The following is a 22917-nucleotide window of genomic DNA, read 5'->3' as shown; positions in this document are numbered from 1 at the left end:
GCGGCGCGCAGGCTGCGGTGACAACGATTTTGTCTATCCTTGATCCTGGCGCAGCAACTGGCGCGCCCGCTCCAGCACCTCGTCGCGGCCCGCGCGCAGGCCCGCCACGCTGGGCGCGGCCCGGATGTGCGGCTGCACGCCGATACGCTGCAACTGGCGCCCGTCGTCATGGCGCACTTCCAGCCCCGAATACGACACATGCACTTTTCCCGGCAAGACCACTTCGCGCATGTCGCCATTGGCGCCCGCGCTGGGCGTGCCGATAAAGGTCACCGGCGTGGCCGCCTCGACCGCCAGCGCCAGGTGCTCGGCCTGGCTTTGCGTATGCTCGTCGATCAGCATCACCACCTTGCCCCGGTACAACGGGCCGGGCGCCGGAAACAGCCGGTCACCATAGGCCAGTTGCGCGCCGTGCCCCGCTTCATAAGAGATAGCCATTTGCTGATAGGAGGTGGCAAAGCTGGCGGCATGGTTCACATTGAGGCGCCGGGCGATGGCGCGGCCGGTACCGTGCGGATAGCCGCGCATGTCGAGGATCAGCGCGCGGCTGCCCTCGATGGTGGCGAACATGGCGTCGACTTCGCCCGGCTGAAGGCGATCGAGGTCGACATAGGCCACGCCGTCTTCCACGCTGACGACGGGCAGCGCATGGCGCAGCGGCAGCGTGTTGTCGAGGGGACCTGGCTGCAAGGTGACGCTGCGCTGCTTGCCATCGGCGCCAGCCAGCAGCAACTGCACGCTGGCGTTCCTGGGCGCAAGCGTCATCTCGAACATCGCCTTGCGCCAGCGTCCCGCCTCGGTCGATGCCGCCACCGTGCCGCCAAGACGCGCCAGGCGCGCGGCGACGTCCTCGCCATCAATGCTGAGGATCTCGTCGCCCACGCGCAGCACGCCGCTGCCCTCCAGCGCAGGATCGGTCAAGCCTGCGACATATATCCGCCCGCTGATCCTCGCCAGCTGCACGCCGATGCCGTGCGTGCGCTCGTTCCAGCCCAGCGCGCGGCTGGCCGTGATGACATGGCTGTCGTCCAGTTGTACCGCCATCGCTTCGAGCGCCTGGCCGTATGCGCGCGCGTCGAGCACGTCGTCCATGCGGCGCAGGCAAGCCAGCAAAGCGGCTTCCCACGAGCTGTCCATCAGGCGCCGGGCCGGAAAATACTTGTCCATGGTCGCCCACAGCTTGATTGCGGCCAGTTGGCGCCACGCAGGCGGCGGAAAGCGCATGTCGCGATACGGCGCATCATCCTGGCGCACCGCAAACATGGCAGGCGTTGCAATGGGCTGGTGGGATTTCTGCCTGTGCGCCAGCAGGGCCAGCGCCGCCGTCACCGGCGCGCTGCCCTGCCCCGTGGCGCGATGCTCAGGCAGGCGCCGGTCAGCCTGCCAGCGCACCGCACTGCCGTCGGGCCAGACCAGCTGGCCAGCGGCAAACTCCACCGGCAAATCTATTTCCAGCCACAGTGTTTGCAGCGGGCCGGCGCGGCTACGGCTGTCTCCCTCTTCGGACACGATGCGCGCGCGGTTCATGCGCTGCAGCGCCAGCACGGCCGGCGGCACCGGCTGCGTGTCGTTGACGATCACGGCCAGCGGCAAGGCGCGCGCGCCCGGCGCCGGCAGCAGGGGCTGGGTTTCCACCTGCATGAAACCGGGCAGCACGCCTTCCCAGTTTTCCGGGTCCTGCGGGCGCGGCCCGGTAGAAAAACGGTAACGCGGCGCCGGTGGCAGCAGGGGCTGGACGATCAGCTGCGCCAGCAAGCCGTTCAACAGGGCCGGCGATACATAGGACACGGAGGGCACGGCGGCGATCGGACGCAGATCGAGTATCACCCGCCTGGCTCGGGCCGGCAGCACGAACGGCGCCGCGCCAGCGCGCATGCCGGGATGCAGATGCAGCAACGCCGTGTCGCCGGGCAGCCATTCGAGCACGGCGCCGTCGACCGGCCAGTGCACGAAGGCCGGCTGCCGTGCGCCGATGCGCAGCGCCTCGTCGTGCAAGGGCGCCATCAGGGTCGCCGCCGCCGCGCGCAAGCTGGCAGGATTATCTTCGCCGCTCAGTTGCGGCAAGGCCGCCACCAGCGCCCGGTCCCAGTCGATGGCGCCACCGGCCAGCGCCGGATGGATGGCGCGCACCTCGCTCCACAGGCGCGCCAGCGCCAGCACATCATGCTCGCCGGCCTGCACGGGGCCACTCAACAACCATACTGCCAGCGCCACGCATGCGCCCTTGCTACCGCTCCACACTGCCATCGCATCACTCTCGGGATTAAAAGGTTAATTATAAGGCAATAATTCTTGTTTGTTGAGACAAAGTCAGGCACTTTCATGCATATTTGCCCAGTAATCAACTAATCACCGCGACAGCTAAAATTTTTAACGAATTGGCCGCAGGCTCTTGCATTCATGTTTTGGTCTGCTATAATTCTCCACCTTGGCCTGGTAGCTCAGTCGGTAGAGCAGAGGATTGAAAATCCTTGTGTCGGTGGTTCGATTCCGCCCCGGGCCACCAAGAACATACCTCACGAAACGCCCACTCATGCAAGTGGGCGTTGTCGTTTCTGGGATTCGCAGTCCTCGACTCCGGTCCATTCTCGATCTTCAAAACCCACAATACCGCCGAAACACAAAGTTACAGCCGGACTGACGATGAAGAGGCTCCTTTTTCATCCCTCACAATACCCAAGTCCAAGTGCCCCAATTTCATCGCGATTTTTTATTGCCAATGTACAATGATCGTCTCAAGGCCCAACTCAATTTCTGATAGGCAATGCGATGACTTTTGTGTTTCAGCAACCTGGTACGACAAAATTACTAGAAGCCATAGATGACGCGGCAGCAGACGCCACCGCTGGTGGAGGCGTTTTCGCGTTTGCGTCAAGAGGTGGAATTGACGCGTTCTTTTCACGCCCTAACATAGCTAGAATGCTACGGCGGCGGCAAAGATTCCAGCTTATTGTGGGTGTTGACGCGATCACAAATGCAGAGGCGTTGTTGTGCCTCAGCGAAAAAGTAGCGCAGTACAACGGAATATTATCCGCAAATGTCTTTTTCCACGAGAACCCTGCTAGCACGTTTCACCCCAAATTTTCGTGGTTTCAACAGGGCTCTAGCTTGCGACTGGTAACGGGATCGGGTAACCTGACAAAACGTGGACTGGGGCAATTGGCGGTTGCGGCTGGCGCTCCACCCGGAAATTGGGAGGCTTTTAGCATTCAGACAATGCTTGATGGTGAAGCTACGAGCGCAATGGCCGACATCAATGCATGGCTGGCTGGCCAACTTGAAGCAGGAACCCTTTGCTCGCTTGACGACGAACGTGTGCGCGAACGAGCGATGGCGAATGGACGGATGAGATTTGCATCCACAACGCCGCGAGTTCGCATACCAGCGCAGCCAGCAGAAGCGCTAGATGCAATCGAAGTCGCTCCAGTTGACGGCATTACATTTAGTACGCCTGAGATTTTGGTCAGGGAGATCCCAAAGAACCGATCAGGACAAGCCGATCTTGGGAAGACGGTTCTGACCGAGTTCTTTGGGTATGAGGGATCGGAGAAAAAGGTATTTGTCCAATTTGTTTCGCTGGACAACATACCGAAACCAGTTGAGCCAATTTTACTTTTTGTAAATCAAAGCAAGAATTATCGACTAGAACTTCATGAAATCGCAGCGTTGGACTACGATCTCCGCGAAGATGATGGCCGGATGATTCTTGTGGCGACCAAACTTGATTTACGGTCGTTCCGATATACAATTCTTCCAGTGACAGCGCCTGATTATGATACTGTGGCCCAACTTTTAGGACCGATTCCACCATTGCGCGGCCGCAGTCGTCCAATGCGGGAGTTGTTTATGTCCTCGACTGAGTTGCGAACCACGTGGCTAAACGTGCCAGATAATTTGTTGCCACTAGAGACGTTTACGCCAGAGCCCTAATCGCCAGACGGAAGCCTCAACAAAAACATTTAAGCAATACCTCTGCATGCTCCCGTTTTGTAAGCTTGAGATCATTGCGATTTAGTTTATTGTGAGACATACCTTCTACGACGCTAATTTCGACGCGCTTGTAGTACGCATTTGCAAGGTCTACAACCTGGGCCATGGAAACGACACGCGGGTGGGTACCATCGCCAGCCTCATGAGGCGAGTAGGAAAGAACTAGTGGCAATTCATGCCCACTTGCAGCCTTAAAAAGCGCGTCAAAAGCACCTGGAGCTTCAGAGCGGATACAGAATGGTGATTGATGACGATCTTCACGATATAGTCCACGACTGAACGTCGTTTCCCCTCTTTTTTTGACTCGCGAAATTTGAGGATTATCACGAAGGCACATTGTTTCCAGTACATGATAAAATCGGCTGTAATGATCTCGCGTATAGGGCGGGTCCGCATATACAACTGAAAAATCCTTACCGTGGGTCGTCAGCGCGTCAAGATAATCCTGCCGCAGCATAGTCGAGGCTCCAACAGCTGGGACCAAGTTCACATACTTTTGCAACCAAGATTGATAGCTTCCGAGCATTTCGATCGATCTATCACGCTGCACGGTTTTTGCTAGACTTAACTTAATTTCACCTGATTTTGATCGCGGCTGAATAGGTTGCGCAAATTGCTTTCCTACTGTGTTGACCAACGAGCTTGCCGTACTAATCGCAACGGCAGTTAACCCATCCTTAATATCTTCGTCTGAACGCGCAGCGACATTCAATGCAGCATCCAGCAATGCAGCCTGTTGATATGAAAAATATACTCCCCCGAAATTCCTAGTAACAGTCGTCTCTGAGGAATTCCACAGCCCCTCCATTTGCATACGTTGAATTACTTCGTATGTGGCCTTGCCCAAGGCAGAACCTTCGCCTATGAAACCGAATTCCTCAACCAGGACAAGAGATGGCGCCTCTAGCAATTCGATTAATCCGTCGATCTCACCATTATTAGCACTAATCATGCATCTGTGTTCGTGCTCCGCGAGCGGCGCAATACACCACAAAAGACGCGAGGAAAACTGTCCTTTAGCGACTTCGTTTGACAGATTGCAAATTTTTTGATCAGACAAGCGCGGTGGCCGCAGAATGGCAGAGCAGATTACGCGCGAATACTCCTGCACATCTACAGTCGTTACATCGCGACTGGCTCCCATCGCACTGGCGACAACTCCAGTACCGGCAAAAAGATCAACCATCCGACCACCACTAGGATCAACTTCGTTGATCGCATCGCTAATTGCAGACGTAAGGCTAACCTTGCAACCAAGATAGTAAATGGGTCGGAATGCGTTTAGATGCCCATTTATCTGAACTCTAGATGCGGTAGAAATCAAAACCACCACCGCCTTTCCAATCAATTGAACGAGATATCCCGCCTGACTCTCCGGCGACGACCTGCTGTAACCGGTGAGCACAATGTGTCTTAATATGGTCTCCTATCTCGATTCCCAGATACGATCTCTTCATCTTGTGCGCAACTGCTGCAGTGGTTCCCGATCCTAGATAAGGATCGAGGACAATTTCGCCAGGGTTAGTGCTAATTTCAAGAATTCGCTGAATCAAGTGTTCAGGCTTTGGAGTATCAAATATGGATATTTCCTTAAACAACGCGAGCAAGTGCTTTTTTGCTTGGCTTGTTGTTCCGACATCCTCTGCACGCCACAGCGTTTCTGGCGTCAAGCCAGCTTTCCGATTTGCAATGAATTGCTTTAGACGTGGGACAGCATTTCCGTCCCTCCCAAACCATACGTTATTCTTGGCAATCTCTTCAAGCATACGCTGTTCAGGGAAACCCCAACAACGCCCCTTGGGCGGCGAGTGCAATCGCCCATTCGGCGCTCTGAGCGAATAATACTGCTGAGGCGTTGCGTGCCCGTCTTGGACATTAGCAGACACCGATTGCCACGGACCACGTGGATCAGCATCGAGGTTTTTGTAACGATCCTTCACTTCATCTGTAAGCGGTAATGAATTGCGAACCTTAGACCATGCGCTAATTTTCTTCGAGTAGACAAGTAGGTATTCGTGATTTCTTGAGAGGACCTTGCGATTTTCGCGCGTAGTCCGGCGCTCCCACACTATCGTACCCACGAAGTTTACTCTGCCGAATACAGCGTCGGCGGCGACCTTGAGGTAGTGTAGCTCAGAGTCGTCAATTGATATCCAGACGCTACCGTCCTCGCGCAACAGGAGTTTGATTTGCTCCAGTCTGTCGGACACCGATTTTAACCATTCCTCATGTCCCATGCTGTCAAAATAATGCTGATAGCTTTCACCATTATTATACGGAGGATCTAGGTAGACACATTTGACTTTGTTGGCATGCGTTTTGGTTAGCAACTTGAGTGCGGCTAGGTTGTCGCCTTGGATCAATGCATTGCCGGTCCCCGCTGGGCCTGCGGACCACTTTGCAACTCGCTGCATGGACTTGTTGAGCACCTCGTCAGAAGATTTTGAGCATGAAATTACGCTCGCGACATCTTCATGCCCGTTTTGAGGAGCACTATCTAGTTCATCCATGATTATCTCCCTTAATGAACAAATCCAGCCCTTCTTTTTTATCGCCGCCAAACTTGCCGATTCCAGCACCACGTGGTCTTTTTGGTGCGATATCAATGTTTAACAACACGCTACGGAAATCGGTTTGGCCATCGGCCATTGCGCCTAAAAGCGTGGCAATCACAGCCAAATGCGACGGCACATCCCCCTGCTTGTAGTTTGAGAGGGAGATCCGATTCATCTTTATCAAATCAGCAAAGGCATGCACGGTCAGTCCTGCTTTCCCTATTTGCCGGCGAAATTCATCGTAAGTCATGCCCGCGATCATATACTAATGGACATAGTTCATACAACAATTAATATTTGTCATTTTTTTATGACAAAAAAACATAAATTAATGATTTTTTGACGAGGAATTATACTTTATCCGTGAAGGAAAGCCGACATGAGACTACATGCCCATTTCGCCGCACTTCGCCCTCCCCAACACATCAGCCCAACTAAGACATAATAGCTAGACAAACAACTGTATCTTTATACAGTAATTTACTACGATTTGTCGCACAAGTCACTTGCCCCACAGTAATTTTTGGCGTAAATTGCTCTTCCAGCGCCGCTCGCAACGACAACCGGGACCTCTTAGAGAGGCTGTTTTTTGCAATTTAGGGTAGCAAGAGGACCATGCCGTTGCCTACCCGATGCGCAGCGCCGAATATGTGTTGCGCGATCTGGGCGGCAACCGTTATTTGCTGGCGCAATGGGCCGCCCATCAGCGCCTCGATGACCTTACGCTGCGGGAGTAGACCATGAGCTCGCCGGAACTCCAGGTCTTGCGCGCGAAACCGCTGCCGCGCGAAGACGATCCCATCGAATGGATCAGCTTAGCCCGTCCCGCGCCGTGATCACCACATCAAATCATCAGGAATCTGGAACGCCGCATACGGATCATCCTCGTCCACTTGCGTGCTGGCCTGCTTGACGCGCACCACGATGGCCGGGTCGCGCTCGGCGATCTTGTCGGCGATCACGCGCGGCACCAGTTCCACCGCGCCGGCCAGGCAGACGATCACCAGGCGCCCTGCCACCAGGTGCGCTTGCACGGCGGGCGTGACGTAGATGCGCTCGATCTTGTTGTTGAAAGTGAAGTTGTACGGCACTTCGGCGTGGTTGCCCTTGCTCTGGCGGTTCTTTTGCACCATCTGCGCGATCTGCGCCACGATGGCCTTCTGGTTGGCGGCCGCGTCGCGCTGGGCGTTCATTTCGCGCGCCCGTTCGGCGTTCTTGCGCTGGGTTTCCAGCGCGGCAAGGCGCACTTCATCGACGCTTTGCGTGCCGCTCTTGCGCTCGTCCTTCTTTTGCTTGCTCTTGTCCTGGTTGGCCAGCTTGACCTTTTTCTTGTCGACCAGGCCGGCCTTTAAAAACTGCTCTTGCAACGAGACCATGATTACTACTCCGTATTAAGATGCGTCGGCGTTGGCCGACGGAAAGACGTAAGCATAGCGCAGGACAAACCGGCCGCTCACAAAAAGACACAAAATAGGCGGATTTGCCCGCCAAAGTGATTGATAAATGTCATATAGTTAGTTACGTACGGCATATCGATGTGTATGCTCAAGCCGCGCCCCCTCAACCGTCTTCTTGCAAGGATCCGCCATGAAACAACTGATTGCTCTGTGTATCGCCGCCTCGTTTGCCAGCGCCGGGTTTGCCGTCGCGCAGGACGCGGCCCCGGCCGCCAAGACGGCGCAGCAAAACAAGATGACCGCATGTAATGCCGACGCAACCGGCAAGAAAGGCGATGAACGCAAGACCTTCATGAAGGAATGCCTGAGCGCCAAGCCGGCGCCGGCCACCGGCACGGCGCAGCAAAACAAGATGAAAACCTGCAATGCCGAGGCCAAGGACATGAAGGGCGATGCACGCAAGACCTTCATGAAAACGTGCCTGAGCGCACCCAAGAAATAAGCCACCCCGGCGCTACCGCCAGGCCAGCCGTCGCGCTGGCTTTTTCATGTGCGCCCAGTGCCGGAAAACATGATCAATGATCAAGATGACATCTTGTTGGATCACAGGTAGTATTTACTGAACAACAAGGACAGCGGCGCAAAACCCACGGACGAGGACGGCAGCGTGGCGGTATCGAATGATCTCGCGCATTGGCGCAGCCAGATTTTTGCACGCCTGCTGCAAACGGTAGTGCTGCTTGGCATCGTCACAGCCATCCCCAGCGCCCTGCTGGCGGCGCGTGAAGGTATCTGGATGATAGCCGCGCTCGACATGGCATCGATCGCCTGGATCGCTGTCATCTGGCATCGCGGCGACACCCCCTACCACTGGCGCGTGTGGCAGTTTCTTGCCGTGACCTACCTCATCGGCATCGGCCTGCTGCTGAAAATCGGCGCGGTCAGCCAGATCTACCTGCTGGCCATTCCCGTGCTGGCGGCATTGCTGCTGGGTTTGCGGCCGGCACTGTGGATGCTGGCGCTGACGTCCACCTCGCTGTTCCTGCTCGATCTGCATCCCGACATCAGCCTGCCACTGCAGGGCATGCCCGATTCGCTGCTGCTGCGCGCGCTGATCGTCACACTCAACTTCATGCTGATCGCTTCTGTCCTGACCTTGTCGACGGCCTTTTTGCTGGGCCACCTGGCGCGCTCGCTCGACCGTCTGCATACCAGCGCACTGTCGCTGGAACGCGAAATCGGCGAACGCAAAAAGTCGGAACAGGACATCCACCAACTGGCCTTCTACGACGTGCTGACCGGGTTGCCGAACCGGCGCCTGCTGATGGACCGCATCGGCCAGTTGCTGGCGGCCGCGCCGCGCGAGCACGCCATCAGCGCGCTGATGTTCATCGACCTCGATCACTTCAAACATATCAACGACGCGCGCGGCCACGCCACCGGCGACGCGCTGCTGCGCATGGCCGGCGCGCGCCTGGCGCAGCTGATGCGCAAGGTCGATACGGTGGCGCGCATCGGCGGCGATGAATTCGTGGTGCTGCTGGCCCACCTGGCCGACGACATGGACGGCGCCGCCCGGGCGGCCGGCCTGGTGGCGGAAAAGATCCGCGCCGCAATCGCAAGCGACTTCGAAATCGGCGCGCAGTCGTATCACTGCTCGGCCAGCATCGGCGTCACCCTGCTGCCCAAGAGCGGTCAGCAGGCCCACGATCTGCTGCGCGAGGCCGATATCGCCATGTACCGCGCCAAGGCCGAAGGGCGCAACGGCATCGCTTTTTTCGAGGCGGCCATGCAGGCAGGCGTGGAGCGCCGCCTGACCATGGAACGGGCGCTGGCGCGCGCGCTCGACGCAGGCGAACTGCGCATGCACGTGCAGCCGCAACTGGACTGCCACGGCCAGGTGACTGGCGCGGAAATGCTGATGCGCTGGCCGCAGGCCGATGGCGGCATGATTGCGCCATCGCTGTTCATCCCGATCGCCGAAGAGACGGGCCTGATCGTCAGGCTGGGCGACTGGGCGCTGCGGCAGGCCTGCCAGGCGGCGGTGCGGCTGGCGCAGGCCGGTCACCATTTCGCGCTGTCGGTCAATGTCAGCCCGGCCCAGTTCCGCCAGCCCGATTTTGCCGCCCGCGTGCGCGCCGCCCTGAGCGAATCGGGCGCGCCGGCCGCCGCCCTGGTGCTGGAACTGACCGAAGGGCTGCTGGTCGACAAGCGCGATGCGGCGCTGGCGCGCATGCGCGAACTGGCCACGCTGGGCATCCGTTTTTCGATCGACGATTTCGGCACCGGCTATTCCAGCCTGGCCTACCTGACCTCGATGCCGCTGTACGAACTGAAGATCGACAAGAGCTTTATCGACGCCACCCCGCACGACGCCAATGGCACGGCCATCGTGCAGGCCATCCTCGGCATGGCCGGCCACCTGGGTTTGCGCGTGGTGGCCGAAGGGGTGGAAACGCAGCAGCAGGCCGACTTTTTGCTGACCCACCACTGCGACGGCTTGCAGGGCTATCTGTATGCGCGGCCCATGCCGCTCGACGACCTGATGCAGTGGCTGGCGCAGCGCCAGACTTCCACTTAGCCACGCCTTTCGTGGGCATCGCGCCGGTCGCGATCCTGCTGATGGCGGGCGCTCTGCTCATGACTTTCCACATGATGGTACGGGTGTTGCACGGCCGGACGGGCTTGCGCGGCATGCATGGCGTGCATGGCTTGCATGTCCTGGTGGTTGCGCTGAGGCTGGCCATGGCCGGGGTCGGCTTCGCGGTGCGGTAACGGCGCCTGTTGCATCGCTGGTGCCAGGTGCACAGGGGCGCTGCTTCTTTCCTGCGCCATGCGCAGAGCCATGGCCTCGGCATGCCGGCGTTCCATCTGCGCCGGCTGCCGCTGCGGCTGCGGCGCGACGGCGCGGTATGCCGGCTGGGCCGCAGCCGGCGGCAACGGGCGTGCGCCGTGGAGCGTGTCGCGCGCCGTGAAGTGCGGCATGGTCATCAGCGCTGGCTGACGCGGCACGACATGATTGACGGCGCTGTTTTGCGGGCGGTTGGCCACGGTGTTGATGTTGTCGACACTGCGGTAGTTGTTGTTATGGTAGTTGTTATTGGTGACGTTGATATTGTTGACGCGATTGACGACCGTGACGGACTTCGAAACATAGGTCGCCTTGTTGTACACCACCGCAGGGCGGCGCCAGGCGCCACCGTAGCCGGGGTAAGGCGCCGGTGCGCCCCAGTTGACGCCCCAGGCATGCCAGCCGGGGGCGTAGTGCTGGCTCACCGCCGCCCCCACCAGCACACCGATGCCGAACGACAGCGCGCCGGTCGTCACCAGCGTTGCGCTGCCGTATGCCGGCCGCGGCTCGACCCAGCCCGGATACAGCGGCACCGGCACGCCGTAGACCACGGTCGGATTGTACTGCGGCACATACACGATATCGGGCGCCGCCGGCTCGATGACGATGGTTTGCGGCGGCGGCGCAATGACGGCCGGATACGAAGCCGAGCGCGTGACATAAGCGGATTGCGGCGCACGCACAAGCGTCGAGACCCTCAGCTGCTGCGAGGTTTTCAGGTTGCCCGCCTGCCGGGCGCGCGAGCGCAGGAGCTGGATCGCATTCATGACATCGGTGGGGTCGTTGACATAGGCGGTACCGAGCGCCGTGGTCCACTGGCCGTTGTTTGCCATCTGGCCCAGCACGGTGGGGAAGGCGGTCAGCGATTTGATGCTGACGTCCCAGGGCTGGCTGGCTTCGGCCGTTTGCAGCGCCGCGCCTTTCAGCGACGGATGCTGGACCAGCCACTCGTTGGCGGCGGCGACCTGCTCGGGATACGTGGCGCCGGCCAGCACCTGGCCCACCAGTTTATCGGGAAACAGGGCGATCGGCGCGACCATCTGCGCCAGCTGATCGGCGCTCGGCGGCGTGTACGGCGCTGGCGCAGGGGGCTGAAGAGGTTGAACGGGCGCAGGGGGCGTGGCGGCGACCGCGCCGGTTTGCGGCGTGTCGCCGGGCTTGCCGCAGCCGGCAAGCACCAGCAGGCTCAGTATCAATGATGACGACACCGCCGTCTTGAAACTCCTGGCATGAGCGCCCATGATCCACACCCTTCCTCGTTGAAAGCATGCAGGGAAGATTAGCAGGCTCGTGCCATTGAAACTGTTACCTCTTGTAACGTGCGCGCAGGGCTGGATTTCATCTTCCGCCATTTCCAACTGGCGCCCGAGGACTATAACTGCAAGGTCTTGACGATCCGGCTTTCCACCCGCTCGCCCATGCCGGAGCTGGTGCTTTTGCTTTCCTTGCGCAGCAACAGCAGATGGTCGCCGGACACGCCATACTGGCGCGTCTCGTCGATTTTCTGCGTGAAGCTGACCACCACAAAGGCGCGCCCGCTCAGGTCCAGCCGGAAGGCGCTGGCCAGCGGCGTGCCGTCGGCAGCAATCCACACGTCGATGCCGCCTTCGAACTTCTTCACATACTTGCGGTCTTTTTCAGGCACCTTGTCGAGCGCCAGGGTAAAACTGAGCATGCGCGCCGGCTTGCCCTTGTAGCTGTCGATCTTTTCGCCGCTGAACTCGGCCTCCTCGATCTCACGCGACAAGGCGCCCGCCGCCGACACCATGCTGCGCAATTCCGTCGCCGTCATCTCGCCCAGCGCAAAGCCGGTCGGCGTCTTCGTCTTCGGATCTTTTACTTTTGCGCGCTGCTCGGCCTCGACCTTCGCCAGCAAGTCCTTGCCATACAGCACCTGCAAACCCGACGCACCGCCCTCGACCGCCACGCTGGCCTGGCCGCTGTCTTCCTGCGCGTCCTTGCCCTCGCCCTCCTTGCGCCAGGTTTTCGACTCCACCTGCGCCTTCAGCGCCGACTGCCCCTGCAGCCGCGCCAGCGCCGCATTCAGGTCGGCCCGTCCATCGGCCCACGCCACGCCACACAACATGCTCAGCAAGCCCGGCGCAGCCAGGCACCGCACTCCACACCGTAACGTCATCGTCCCCCCTTTCCGCTCGCACAAGGATGCCAAAACACCATGCTCCGGCAATCTGTTGCATTTGAACACAAGATGCACTGGTCAGGCATCAACTCTTTCTGCTATAATTCGCCGCCTTGGCCTGGTAGCTCAGTCGGTAGAGCAGAGGATTGAAAATCCTTGTGTCGGTGGTTCGATTCCGCCCCGGGCCACCAAGAACAGTACGAAACGCAACGCCAACCTATGCAGGTTGGCGTTTTTGTTTCCGGAACACGAAGTGCTCGCGTCCGGTACATTTCCGGTACTAACTAGCCTCCCCCTCGCCTCAAAACAAGCGACCTAGTTACCAAACGACCTCCTGCGGTCGCTCGTCCTCAGACGTCTTCCGATAGTGCCCGCTCAACAAGGCCCCACAGTCACACTCCACACAAATTCGGTGCTGCATTCCTTTCTGAGCTTGCTGTTCTGGCAGGTGGTGGGCTTGTCGTGACGCTCCACCTTCACCTTGTATCCATCAAAGCCAAAGTCATACTTGATTTGGTCCTCGATATACTTCAGATTTTTATTGGACCAGCAGTCCCACTTATGGGAATAGCTTCTTACCCCAATGTACAGGGTCGTTTCGCCGTCGTCGCATAAGTACCCCACACTGTCCACCAGATCCATCATGCGATCAAAGGTGCGCATGACTACGTTCGGCGGCTCACGGTATACGGTGAGCTGGCCAAGCTCGGGCCACGCATATTTTTCTTGGGGAGCGGTCACGATTCCCAGCAAATTGCCCGGAAATTCGTTATGGCGAATGGTTCTATCGAGCTGTCCTGACGGTCCCGCTACACGCATGCTTTCGCCTGCATTGAACCAAACTCTGATCGTCTGCGTCTTAGCGCAGTTCGTGTCCAGGATCTTCGCAAGCTGATCCTCCCTAAGCATGCAGACCGAGTAATTGCCACAGTTGAGTGCGACAACAAACTCGTAACCCGCCCCATGAGCCAGGTCGTCGGCAGTAAAAGTAAACGACCAAGTGTTACCCCCCTCTGTCGAATACTTGATTAACAGGCGTGTAAAGCGGTTAATTAAGTACAGTCCCCGCTTCTCAGTAACTTTGTTGATCGTGGTCAAGACTGGGTATTCGGCAATTTGATTTAGCACTGGGCCATAGTAATAGTCTTGTTCCTGGATTTTCATGACAGCCTAGTCAATAAAGGTAACATTCAACGGCTCTGCTTCAGGCCGACCATTGTGGCGATGTGCAAGGCCAGCAGAATACGGGTGAAGCTCCCCCGCAATGCCTGCGGTAGCCAACGCGTGCGTAGGTAGGACTTTAGTTCCAACGTGGCGTAGCCTTGTGCCTGTTGCTCATAATCAACGCCCGGCAGTGACGACTCATACCAATTGAACAACATGCTGCGGTTGTCGCCAATACCAGCCAGCATGGCACTGACGCTGCGCCGATCCTGGCGCAGATCGAAACGCTCGCCGCGCAGAGTCTGCGTGCTGACCTGAAAGAGAATGCGTAGCATTACTTGCCGATCCTTCGACGCGACCGGATGGCATAGGTGTCACGCAACAAAGCAATGAACACGCCAACCTCTCCGTCACTACGCAAGGAGTAAACCGCATCTGACTTGTACGTGGTCGAATACCAGAAATGTACATTTAGCCACCCCTTACCTGGCACTGTCTTGATTGCATAAGCGATACCATGGTCGTCGCCGCCAAAGCCTATTACCAGGTCATGCACAGTGTCCTTGTGGTCGACTTTCCAGCCGTAGTCAACCGCGCAACTCTGTATCTGGTCCATCCATTTTGCTGTCATTGCTACACCTTTAGTTATTAAGCTTGGATGTAGTCTACCTACACAAAATGCGATTGTATACATGTTTTTCCTCGCCTTGCAACTCGTAAGGCAAAGCTGCTGCTACACCTGCACCGATACACCGACGCCATGCTGCTGTTCGTGTCAGATCCCGCCGTGCCGTTCACCAACAACCTTGGTAAACGCGCCATCCGCATGCCAAAGGTGAAACAAAAAATCTCCGGCTCGTTTCGGACATTGCTGGACACCCAAAACTTCTGCGTCGTCCGCCCCTGCCTCGACACGCTGCACAAACAAGGCCATGGCATGCTCGACATCCTGCAACGCGCCTTCGCCGAAAACCCGATTCAGCCAGCCCCCCCCCCCGGCTGAACAGTTAGGCTCACAGAACGCATTGAGCGTCAAAACTTCCCTGGAACTCGCGCGCGAAGCGAACGCCTTTGCCTCCGCCTTCCTGATGCCGCGCAGTAGCGCGCGAGGAAATCAATGCACTCACGTTCGGCCTGAGGCCCACCGTGCCAGACACCAAACGTACCCGGCCAATACTGCCGCTTTGCACGCCAGGTCATTACACGTTGGCGAACGCCACGCACCTTCCAAAAAAAACAATTTTGTTATGTTCTTTGTAAATGTCTATGTTATATTGCAAACAGATCATTTATTTCCTATTGGAATTTTTGGGCGTGCACCGCATGCCCTCCCCAAAATGCCATGCGCGGTAAATGAGCAGGCCCATTTAATATCTCGTCAAAAGGAATCCCATGAAACTGCGCAGCTTGAGCATCGTCACCGCCCTCCTTGGAGCCGCCCTGGCGGCGCCGCTCGCCTTCGCCGGCGACGCGGACTTTACGGTAGTTAACAAGACCGGCTACCCGATCCGCTCCATCCATATCGCCCCGGCCAAGAGCGATGACTGGGGTCCGGATCGCCTGGGCAGTGGCGTCCTGGAAAACAACAAAGCGCGCCTGATCAAATTTTCCAACAAGGCCAAGTGCAAGCAGGCCCTCAACGTGACGTTTGACGATGACGGCGCCGAAGTGGAATGGGAAGAATTCAATTTGTGTGAAATCAATAAAATCACCCTGAAATACAATCGCAAGACGGGCGATGTCTCGGCCGACGAAGAATAACAACCGCCGCTGCAGTCAACAATGCCAACCCTGTGTTGGCATTGTTTGCTTTTGGACGTCATTTTCGTCTGCCAGACTCGATCAGGACAGTTGCATTGCTGTTATCCCGTAATATCTTGGGGGTTGCTCATTGAAAAACAAACTGGATCATGTTCGACCCGCTACGGCTCGAACATGCCGATGCCGTGGAACGCCTGTCGCACGCGACCGCAAAACTGAGCCTGCTGGTGGCGACACGACGCCGGTCTGAATCGGACCAAATTACGGGAATATTTTGCTCATGCTCTTTAGAAAATAGCTGTTTCCACGACAGTTATTGCGAACTCAAGTCGCACGGGGCGGCGCAGCATCCGTCCCATGCGCGGTATCGATGCCCATGCCGATGCCACCGCCACCATTACCACCGCCGCCACCTTTATTGCCGCCCTTGTCGGCATCGCCTTTGCCGCGCCCAGCGCCACCCTGCGTGCGCGTCGGCCCCTGCAGCGGAATCACGACATCGGCCGGCATCGGCCCCAGGTCGAGCGCGCTGCGGATAAAGCTGCGCAGGCTGATCACCAGTTCCGCCGTATGAATCGGCCGGCCGGCCGCCAGGTCGACGGCGGCCTGGCCGGCCAGCCGACAGTGCTCTTCCGTGCCGAGCAGCAGGATATCGGCCAGCGCCGCTTCGACCGCGTCGCGGATGCGGCTGCGCAGCAACTCCATATGCTCCTGGATATCCTGCGTCACTTGCTGCATTTCCTTGCTGTCCTGGCGTGCGCTGGCCAGAAACGCGGCCAGCACGTCGGCGCGCAAGGCGTATGCGGTTCAGTCCGCGCGAAATGGCGCTGTCGAGCTGGCAATATTTGCTCAGCAGGTAGGGGCCGCCGATGTCGAGCGTGCCTTGTTGCGCTCTTGCGCCACGCTCGTTTCGATCTGGAAGCGATACTTGCCGACCACATTGCTCGATTCGACAAAATCGGGCCGGTCGGTGGCGATCTTGTCGCTGCCACCGGCGCCGTCCCCGGCCGCCAACACAGCGGCGCTCCACAGACAGGCACTGAAAAGCAGGACGACGCGCGCTGGTGTGCTCAGGTTCATGCATATCAAACAGGTGCACCAGATTATTTGGACAATTTCCGCGAAATACATGAAGGCAACGCATTCTTGTTGTTTATTGCGCAAGCCGCCGCCAGCATGTGGCGCGACACCGTTTCAATTCAGCACGGAACGCAGATACCGCTTGATTGCCAAATGGAAACTACGTAAGCTGCATATAGACGATGTTCTTATCTGGCGAACATTTGTCCTGGCCTCAACCCCGCCGCAGTCCCCCGTCCCTTCCGATCAGCAGTTTTACATGCCCATGGCTTTGCCGTGGCTGGCCCCTGTCTGTCCTGAAAATTTAGTCGGAACATTGTAGTCAACGTTCTGTGGAGAATGTATGTCAATTTTAAAAAACACCAAGGTCAGCACACGCCTGGCGATCGGCTTTGGCGCCATCATCGTGCTCGGCTTTGCGATCGCCTTGCTGGCGATGATGAGAATGCATGCCCTCAGCGAAAACGTGGACGAAATGGCCAATGACCGCATGGCCAAGGTGGCGCAATTTACGGAAATCAAGGACAACCTGAACGAAATCGCCAGGCGCGTGCGCAATACCATCATTAGCAATGACGCGGCCTTTCGCGCGGAGGAAAAAACAAAGATCGTCGCTTTACGTTCGGCAAACGGCGCCTTGATCGCCAGGCTGCAACAAAGCCTGAAGCTTTCCGCTTCGATCGAACTGCTGAAAACCCTCCTAGACAACCGTCCCGTCTATAACCAGGGCATGGACCATGTCTTGCAACTGGCGGCGGACGGCCAGAAGGACGCGGCCATGCAGTCGCTGCTGGGTGAGGTGCGGGCCTCGCAAAACGTGGTATTCAAGGCAGTTGACGACTCCCGTGCATTGCAGAAAAACATCGCCGAAAAACTGGCGGCCGATGCGCAGTCCCTGGCCGACAAGTCCAGCAGCTTGATGCTGGCGCTGGGCGCGGCCATGCTGGTGATCGGCGGCGGCGTCGGCTGGCTGATCGCACGCGACCTGGGGCGCGCGCTGGGGGCCGAACCGGCGCAGTTGTCCGAGATGGCGGCAAGAGTCGCAGCAGGCGACCTGAGCGTGCAACTGGCGGTGCGCCAGGGCGACCAGCATAGCGTGATGGCGGCCATGGCGCGCATGCAAGTGTCGCTGACCGAGGTCGTGGCCAGCGTGCGCGAAGGCTCGGAAGAAGTGGCGACGGCCAGTGCCGAGATTTCGCAGGGAAACAATGATCTGAGCCAGCGCACCGAACATCAGGCCAGCGCGCTCGAGGAAACCGCCGCTTCCATGGAAGAACTCAGTTCTACCGTAAAACAGAACGCCGAAAATACCCGCCAGGCCAATGTGCTGGCCCAGAGCGCCTCGAGCGTGGCCGGCAAGGGCGGCGAGATGGTCTCGAAGGTGGTCGACACCATGAAAGGGATTAACGCATCGTCGAGGAAGATCGCCGACATTATCGGCGTTATCGACGGCATCGCCTTCCAGACCAATATCCTGGCGCTGAACGCGGCGGTAGAAGCGGCGCGGGCCGGCGAGCAGGGCCGGGGTTTTGCGGTGGTTGCCACCGAAGTGCGCAGCCTGGCGGGCCGTTCCGCTGAAGCGGCCAAGGAAATCAAGTCCCTGATCTTTTCCAGCGTGGAGCGGGTCGAAGAAGGAACGGTGCTGGTCGACCAGGCGGGCAGCACCATGACCGAGGTGCTGGAAGCGATCCGCAAGGTGACCGAGATCATGGAGGAAATCAATTCGGCCAGCAGCGAGCAAAACCAGGGCATTGCACAGATCGGCGAGGCGGTGCAGCAGATGGACCAGGTGACGCAGGAAAACGCCGCCCTGGTCGAACAGATGGCGGCCGCCGGCATCGGTCTGAAAAACCGCGCCGGGCAGTTGCTGGAGACCGTCGCTGTCTTCAAGTTGTCGGCCGAACGGGCGCCAGCGCCAGCGCTGGCATCGGCCAGGGTGACGCCACGGCGCAGCGCACCGAAGCTGGCGGCGCCGGTGACCAGGCCGCGCGCCCAGACGCCGGCCAAGGCCGCAGCCAAGGCCCAGGCCAGGCCGGTGGCCGCTTCCGAGCAGGACTGGGAGGAGTTCTGACAAGGGCGGCGGGGGAAATGACACCGTCAATCCCTTGACTCAAGGCAATGCAATTGTGCGGCCAGCGGCCTACAATCGCCGGCTTTGCCCAACCTTTCCATGCGCCACGCTCCCGAATTACTCCTGCCTGCCGGCTCGCTGGCCAAGATGCACGCCGCCTTCGACTATGGCGCCGACGCCGTCTATGCGGGCCAGCCGCGCTACAGTCTGCGCGTGCGCAATAACGACTTTTCCACCTTGCAGGCGCTCCAGGAGGGTATCGAGGGCGCGCATGCGCGCGGCAAGCAGTTCTTTGTCGCCAGCAATATCTTCGCCCACAACGCCAAGCTGGCCACCTATTTGCGCGACATGGAACCGGTGATCGCCATGCGGCCCGACGCGCTGATCATGGCCGACCCTGGCCTGATCATGATGGTGCGCGACAAGTGGCCGGAGGTGCCTGTGCACCTGTCGGTGCAGGCCAATGCGGTCAACTGGGCCGATGTAAAATTCTGGCACCGCATGGGCCTGACGCGCGTGATCCTGTCGCGCGAACTGTCGCTCGACGAGATCGAGGAAATCCGCCAGCGCTGCCCGGAGATGGAGCTGGAAGTGTTCGTGCACGGCGCGCTGTGCATCGCCTATTCGGGCCGCTGCTTGCTGTCGGGCTACTTCAACCACCGCGACCCGAACCAGGGCACCTGCACCAATTCCTGCCGCTGGGACTACAAGGTCAAGAATGCGCAGGAAGACGCCAGCGGCGACCTGGGCGCGATGCAGGTGATCCCGCTGCAGTTCGAACAGGCGCTGCAACAGGCCAATTCCTTTTCCGCCCTGCACCAGCAGCCGCGCCACCCGCTGGCCGACCAGCCCTATCTGATCGAGGAAGCGCAGCGCCCGGGCCAGCTGATGCCCATCCTCGAAGACGAGCACGGCACCTACATCATGAACTCGAAGGATTTGCGCGCGGTCGAGCATATCGAGCGCCTGGTGAAAATCGGCGTGCATTCGCTGAAAGTGGAAGGGCGCACCAAGTCGCTGTACTACGCAGCGCGCACGGCGCAGGTGTATCGCCAGGCGATCGACGACGCGGTGGCCGGACGCCCGTTCGACATCAGCCTGTTAGGACAGCTGCAAGGCCTGGCCAACCGCGGCTATACCGATGGCTTTTACCAGCGCCACCACACGCAAACCCACCAGAACTACATGCGCGGCGCGTCCGAGGCGGACCGCAGCCAGTATGTTGGCGACGTGTTGAGCGTGGAAAACGGCTGGGCCAGAGTGGACGTGAAAAACCGCTTTGCCGTCGGCGACCGCATCGAAGTGATGCACCCGTCCGGCAACCGCGATATCACCATCACGCGCATGCTGTCCGATGCCGGTGAAGATATCGGCGTGGCGCCAGGCAGCGGGCACTTCGTGCGCATCGAACTCGATGGGGCGCTGGACCGGGCCTTGCTGGCAAGGTATCTGTAAGCAGGCAACTCATTGGCACAAGCAACACTGAGCTTGCAGGCGGTGCTTCCCTCTGGACATGCCGCCTCGCGTCACTCCAGCACTTCAGTTCTCCAAGCCATCTTTGACGCCACGCAACACGTAAAAATATCTACAAGCAAGAATCCTTGAACACATTGCGTTGTTGGCTACATGGACGAACAAGGAAGCTGACATGAAAAATCTCGTCGTGACCGCGCTCTTCGCTGCCCTATCTATTGTCACGGCGCAAGCGGCTCAAAAGCATGTCCTTTCTTTTCAGCCATTGAAAGGCCGTTATGCAATCTATGGCGGCGCACTGGGCGACCCTCTGCCACCAAGCAAAAAGGATCAGCGAATAGCATTCTGGATTGACGGCAAAGCGGCCAGGCAAATGTTCGAAGCGATGGGGCCGGACCTGCGCAACAGCTGCGCAGCGGAGGGCGATTATCGATTGCGGCAACGGGCTGAAGTGAGCTGTACTTACGATTCCAAGGACGGCCATCATTGCGCCTTTGGTTTTGACTTGCTGACAGGGCGCAGAATCGCCGGCTCCATATGCTGAAACGCGCCAGCTTGGTACTCGTCCCTTTTGCGTCTCTGCTGCTGGCGCACCATGCGCGAGCCGTCTGGGACTATGTGCACAGGGATTTCTCGGCTTCCTACGCCATCTACGGCGCTTATCCCGACGCCCCCGTGGCGCCCATTGCCGGCGATACCAAGGTCGCTTTTCGCTTGACGGGAGCCGCCGCAAAGGACATGTTCGACGCCATCGGTCCCGATCTGGCCGCTGGCTGTCCCGACCCACAGATACGCCTGCGCAACCGCGACATGCTGCTGTGCCGCCATCGTCCCAACGATGGCTACCGCTGTGAGTTCGGTTTTGATTTGTCGACGGGCCTGAGTATCGGCGCTTCGGTGGGCGGTGCGATGTGCGTCCAGTGAACATTTTCTGTTCTTCGCGCCTGGCTAAAAACGCCCCAAAAAGTAGCAAAATCCCCTCAAAACAAAATTTCCGCACCATTTTCGTGCGAAATCTGCGAAGATAGTTGCCCAAATAACCGTTTACCTCCATGGAATTCTGATGAAATACGCATCTGCTCACGAGTATGTCCAGCATGTCGCCGCACGCAATCCAGGTCAACCCGAGTTTCTGCAAGCCGTCACCGAGGTGATGGAAAGCTTGTGGCCGTTCCTGGAGCAGCATCCGAAATACGCGGAGCAAGGCTTGCTGGAACGCTTGATCGAGCCGGAGCGCGTGGTGATGTTTCGCGTGTCGTGGGTCGACGACCATGGCCTGGTGCAGGTCAACCGCGGCTACCGCATCCAGCACAGCATGGCCATCGGGCCTTACAAGGGCGGCATCCGTTTCCACCCGTCCGTCAATCTGTCGGTGTTGAAATTCCTCGCTTTCGAGCAGACGTTCAAGAATGCGCTGACCACCTTGCCAATGGGCGGCGGCAAGGGCGGTGCCGACTTCGACCCCAAGGGCAAGAGCTCGGGCGAGGTGATGCGCTTTTGCCAGGCGTTTGTCAGCGAACTGTTCCGCCATGTGGGCGCGGACACGGACGTGCCGGCCGGCGATATCGGCGTCGGCGGGCGCGAGATCGGCTATATGGCCGGCATGATGAAAAAGCTCAGCAACCGCGCCGACTGCGTCTTTACCGGCAAGGGCGCCAGCTATGGCGGCTCGCTGATGCGTCCGGAAGCGACAGGTTACGGTACGGTCTATTTTGCCCAGGAAATGCTGAAAACCCGCGGTACCTCGTTCGAAGGCAAGCGCGTGAGCGTCTCTGGCTCGGGCAATGTGGCGCAATATGCGGTGGAAAAAGCGCTGGCGATGGGCGCCAAGGTGGTCACGGTGTCTGACTCGAGCGGCACCATCATCGATGAAGACGGCTTTACCACCGAAAAGCTGGCGATCCTGATGGAGATCAAGAACCACCTGTATGGCAGGGTCAGCGATTACGCCGAACGCACGGGCGTGCGCTTCGAGGCCGGCGTCTCGCCATGGCATGTGCCGGTCGATATCGCCCTGCCCTGCGCCACGCAGAACGAACTGACCCTGGACGACGCGCGCACCCTGATCGCCAATGGCGTGCAGTGCGTGGCCGAAGGCGCCAATATGCCGACCACCATCGAAGCGGCCAAGGCGTTCGAAGAAGCGGGTGTGCTGTATGCGCCGGGCAAGGCCAGCAATGCGGGCGGCGTGGCCACCTCGGGCCTGGAAATGAGCCAGAACGCGGCACGCCTGTCCTGGCCGCGCGAGGAAGTCGATGCGCGGCTGCTGCAGATCATGCAGGGCATCCATGCGGCCTGCAAGCGCTACGGCACACGCGCCGATGGCACGGTCAGCTATGTCGATGGCGCCAATATTGCCGGCTTCGTCAAAGTGGCCGATGCGATGCTGGCGCAGGGGGTGATTTAACTCGACGGCAACGACTGGGGTTAACGAC

General features: G+C 58.8%; 21 protein-coding genes, 2 tRNA genes and 1 pseudogene. 12 read left to right on the top strand and 12 right to left on the bottom strand.

Going from position 1 to position 22917, the window contains the following annotated elements; genetic code table 11:
• Positions 1-33: 33 nt before the first annotated feature.
• On the bottom strand, positions 34-2247 hold the full coding sequence (locus tag CD932_RS13740; protein WP_094443112.1) for a S41 family peptidase: 2214 nt from the start codon (positions 2245-2247) through the stop codon (positions 34-36).
• 183 nt (positions 2248-2430) lie between these two features.
• On the opposite strand from CD932_RS13740, the gene CD932_RS13735 reads away from it, so the two are divergent.
• Together CD932_RS13735 and CD932_RS28245 are read left to right on the top strand one after the other, a co-directional pair.
• Positions 2431-2506, top strand: a tRNA-Phe gene (locus CD932_RS13735).
• A 263-nt stretch (positions 2507-2769) separates the two neighbouring features.
• Positions 2770-3930, top strand: coding sequence for a phospholipase D family protein (locus tag CD932_RS28245; protein WP_141213248.1), 1161 nt, complete (start codon positions 2770-2772; stop codon positions 3928-3930).
• 16 nt (positions 3931-3946) lie between these two features.
• On the opposite strand, the gene CD932_RS13730 is transcribed toward CD932_RS28245, so the two are convergent.
• The 4 genes from CD932_RS13730 to CD932_RS13715 form a co-directional block, all read right to left on the bottom strand.
• Complete coding sequence (locus CD932_RS13730) at positions 3947-5320, bottom strand: DNA adenine methylase (protein ID WP_141213247.1); 1374 nt, start codon at positions 5318-5320, stop codon at positions 3947-3949.
• Complete coding sequence (locus CD932_RS13725; RefSeq protein ID WP_217907261.1) at positions 5295-6500, bottom strand: site-specific DNA-methyltransferase; 1206 nt, start codon at positions 6498-6500, stop codon at positions 5295-5297. The genes CD932_RS13730 and CD932_RS13725 overlap by 26 nt, the downstream gene beginning before the upstream one ends.
• Positions 6493-6795 (bottom strand): XRE family transcriptional regulator, encoded by a 303-nt coding sequence (locus tag CD932_RS13720; protein WP_176460950.1) that lies wholly within the window; start codon positions 6793-6795, stop codon positions 6493-6495. The genes CD932_RS13725 and CD932_RS13720 overlap by 8 nt, the downstream gene beginning before the upstream one ends.
• 586 nt (positions 6796-7381) lie before the next feature.
• Positions 7382-7921, bottom strand: a complete 540-nt coding sequence (locus tag CD932_RS13715; RefSeq protein ID WP_094443109.1) for a DUF2058 domain-containing protein — start codon at positions 7919-7921, stop codon at positions 7382-7384.
• A 211-nt stretch (positions 7922-8132) separates the two neighbouring features.
• On the opposite strand from CD932_RS13715, the gene CD932_RS13710 reads away from it, so the two are divergent.
• Positions 8133-8444 carry a PsiF family protein gene (locus CD932_RS13710; protein ID WP_094443108.1) on the top strand — a complete coding sequence of 104 codons (312 nt, stop codon included), beginning with the start codon at positions 8133-8135 and terminating at the stop codon, positions 8442-8444.
• A 165-nt stretch (positions 8445-8609) separates the two neighbouring features.
• Entirely contained in the window at positions 8610-10523 is a 1914-nt protein-coding gene (locus CD932_RS13705; protein WP_094443107.1) for a bifunctional diguanylate cyclase/phosphodiesterase, read from the top strand.
• Here CD932_RS13705 and CD932_RS13700 read toward each other — a convergent pair.
• Both CD932_RS13700 and CD932_RS13695 read right to left on the bottom strand, forming a co-directional pair.
• Entirely contained in the window at positions 10520-12034 is a 1515-nt protein-coding gene (locus CD932_RS13700; RefSeq protein ID WP_094443106.1) for a DUF3300 domain-containing protein, read from the bottom strand. The genes CD932_RS13705 and CD932_RS13700 overlap by 4 nt on opposite strands.
• Before the next feature lie 131 nt (positions 12035-12165).
• Positions 12166-12879 carry a hypothetical protein gene (locus CD932_RS13695; protein WP_254926616.1) on the bottom strand — a complete coding sequence of 238 codons (714 nt, stop codon included), beginning with the start codon at positions 12877-12879 and terminating at the stop codon, positions 12166-12168.
• A gap of 169 nt (positions 12880-13048) precedes the next feature.
• On the opposite strand from CD932_RS13695, the gene CD932_RS13690 reads away from it, so the two are divergent.
• Positions 13049-13124: transfer RNA gene (locus CD932_RS13690), tRNA-Phe, on the top strand.
• Between the two features lie 184 nt (positions 13125-13308).
• On the opposite strand, the gene CD932_RS13685 is transcribed toward CD932_RS13690, so the two are convergent.
• The 3 genes from CD932_RS13685 to CD932_RS13675 are packed head-to-tail and all read right to left on the bottom strand — an operon-like array spanning position 13309 to position 14791.
• Positions 13309-14097 (bottom strand): hypothetical protein, encoded by a 789-nt coding sequence (locus CD932_RS13685; protein ID WP_094443104.1) that lies wholly within the window; start codon positions 14095-14097, stop codon positions 13309-13311.
• Between the two features lie 26 nt (positions 14098-14123).
• On the bottom strand, positions 14124-14432 hold the full coding sequence (locus CD932_RS13680) for a hypothetical protein (protein ID WP_094443103.1): 309 nt from the start codon (positions 14430-14432) through the stop codon (positions 14124-14126).
• On the bottom strand, positions 14432-14791 hold the full coding sequence (locus CD932_RS13675; protein ID WP_141213246.1) for a hypothetical protein: 360 nt from the start codon (positions 14789-14791) through the stop codon (positions 14432-14434). Before CD932_RS13675 ends, CD932_RS13680 begins: the two co-directional genes overlap by 1 nt.
• 33 nt (positions 14792-14824) lie before the next feature.
• On the opposite strand from CD932_RS13675, the pseudogene CD932_RS13670 reads away from it, so the two are divergent.
• Together CD932_RS13670 and CD932_RS13665 are read left to right on the top strand one after the other, a co-directional pair.
• Positions 14825-15100, top strand: a pseudogene (locus tag CD932_RS13670) (transposase); the annotation flags it as partial.
• Between the two features lie 389 nt (positions 15101-15489).
• On the top strand, positions 15490-15858 hold the full coding sequence (locus CD932_RS13665; RefSeq protein WP_254926576.1) for a hypothetical protein: 369 nt from the start codon (positions 15490-15492) through the stop codon (positions 15856-15858).
• A 324-nt stretch (positions 15859-16182) separates the two neighbouring features.
• Here the strand turns inward: CD932_RS13665 and CD932_RS13660 are convergent, their stop codons facing one another.
• Together CD932_RS13660 and CD932_RS29365 are read right to left on the bottom strand one after the other, a co-directional pair.
• Positions 16183-16653: a hypothetical protein gene (locus CD932_RS13660; protein ID WP_369679832.1), complete on the bottom strand. Its 471-nt coding sequence runs from the start codon at positions 16651-16653 to the stop codon at positions 16183-16185.
• A 54-nt stretch (positions 16654-16707) separates the two neighbouring features.
• On the bottom strand, positions 16708-16938 hold the full coding sequence (locus CD932_RS29365) for a hypothetical protein (RefSeq protein WP_254926575.1): 231 nt from the start codon (positions 16936-16938) through the stop codon (positions 16708-16710).
• Between the two features lie 343 nt (positions 16939-17281).
• On the opposite strand from CD932_RS29365, the gene CD932_RS13650 reads away from it, so the two are divergent.
• The 5 genes from CD932_RS13650 to gdhA all read left to right on the top strand — a co-directional run bounded on the left by CD932_RS13650 (position 17282) and on the right by gdhA (position 22889).
• Entirely contained in the window at positions 17282-19009 is a 1728-nt protein-coding gene (locus tag CD932_RS13650) for a methyl-accepting chemotaxis protein (protein ID WP_094443100.1), read from the top strand.
• A gap of 99 nt (positions 19010-19108) precedes the next feature.
• The gene (gene yegQ / locus CD932_RS13645) at positions 19109-20464 is read left to right on the top strand and encodes a tRNA 5-hydroxyuridine modification protein YegQ (protein ID WP_094443638.1); all 1356 of its coding nucleotides are present in this window, start codon (positions 19109-19111) and stop codon (positions 20462-20464) included.
• Between the two features lie 193 nt (positions 20465-20657).
• Complete coding sequence (locus CD932_RS13640; protein WP_094443099.1) at positions 20658-21026, top strand: hypothetical protein; 369 nt, start codon at positions 20658-20660, stop codon at positions 21024-21026.
• An 11-nt stretch (positions 21027-21037) separates the two neighbouring features.
• The gene (locus tag CD932_RS13635) at positions 21038-21406 is read left to right on the top strand and encodes a hypothetical protein (protein ID WP_141213245.1); all 369 of its coding nucleotides are present in this window, start codon (positions 21038-21040) and stop codon (positions 21404-21406) included.
• Between the two features lie 139 nt (positions 21407-21545).
• A complete protein-coding gene (gdhA, locus tag CD932_RS13630; RefSeq protein WP_094443097.1) occupies positions 21546-22889 on the top strand; it encodes an NADP-specific glutamate dehydrogenase in 1344 nt (447 codons plus the stop codon).
• Positions 22890-22917 lie beyond the last annotated feature (28 nt).

It is taken from the genome of Janthinobacterium sp. PC23-8 (assembly GCF_002250505.1).
Lineage (GTDB): Bacteria > Pseudomonadota > Gammaproteobacteria > Burkholderiales > Burkholderiaceae_D > Janthinobacterium.
This window is presented reverse-complemented; position numbering and strand designations above follow the sequence as displayed.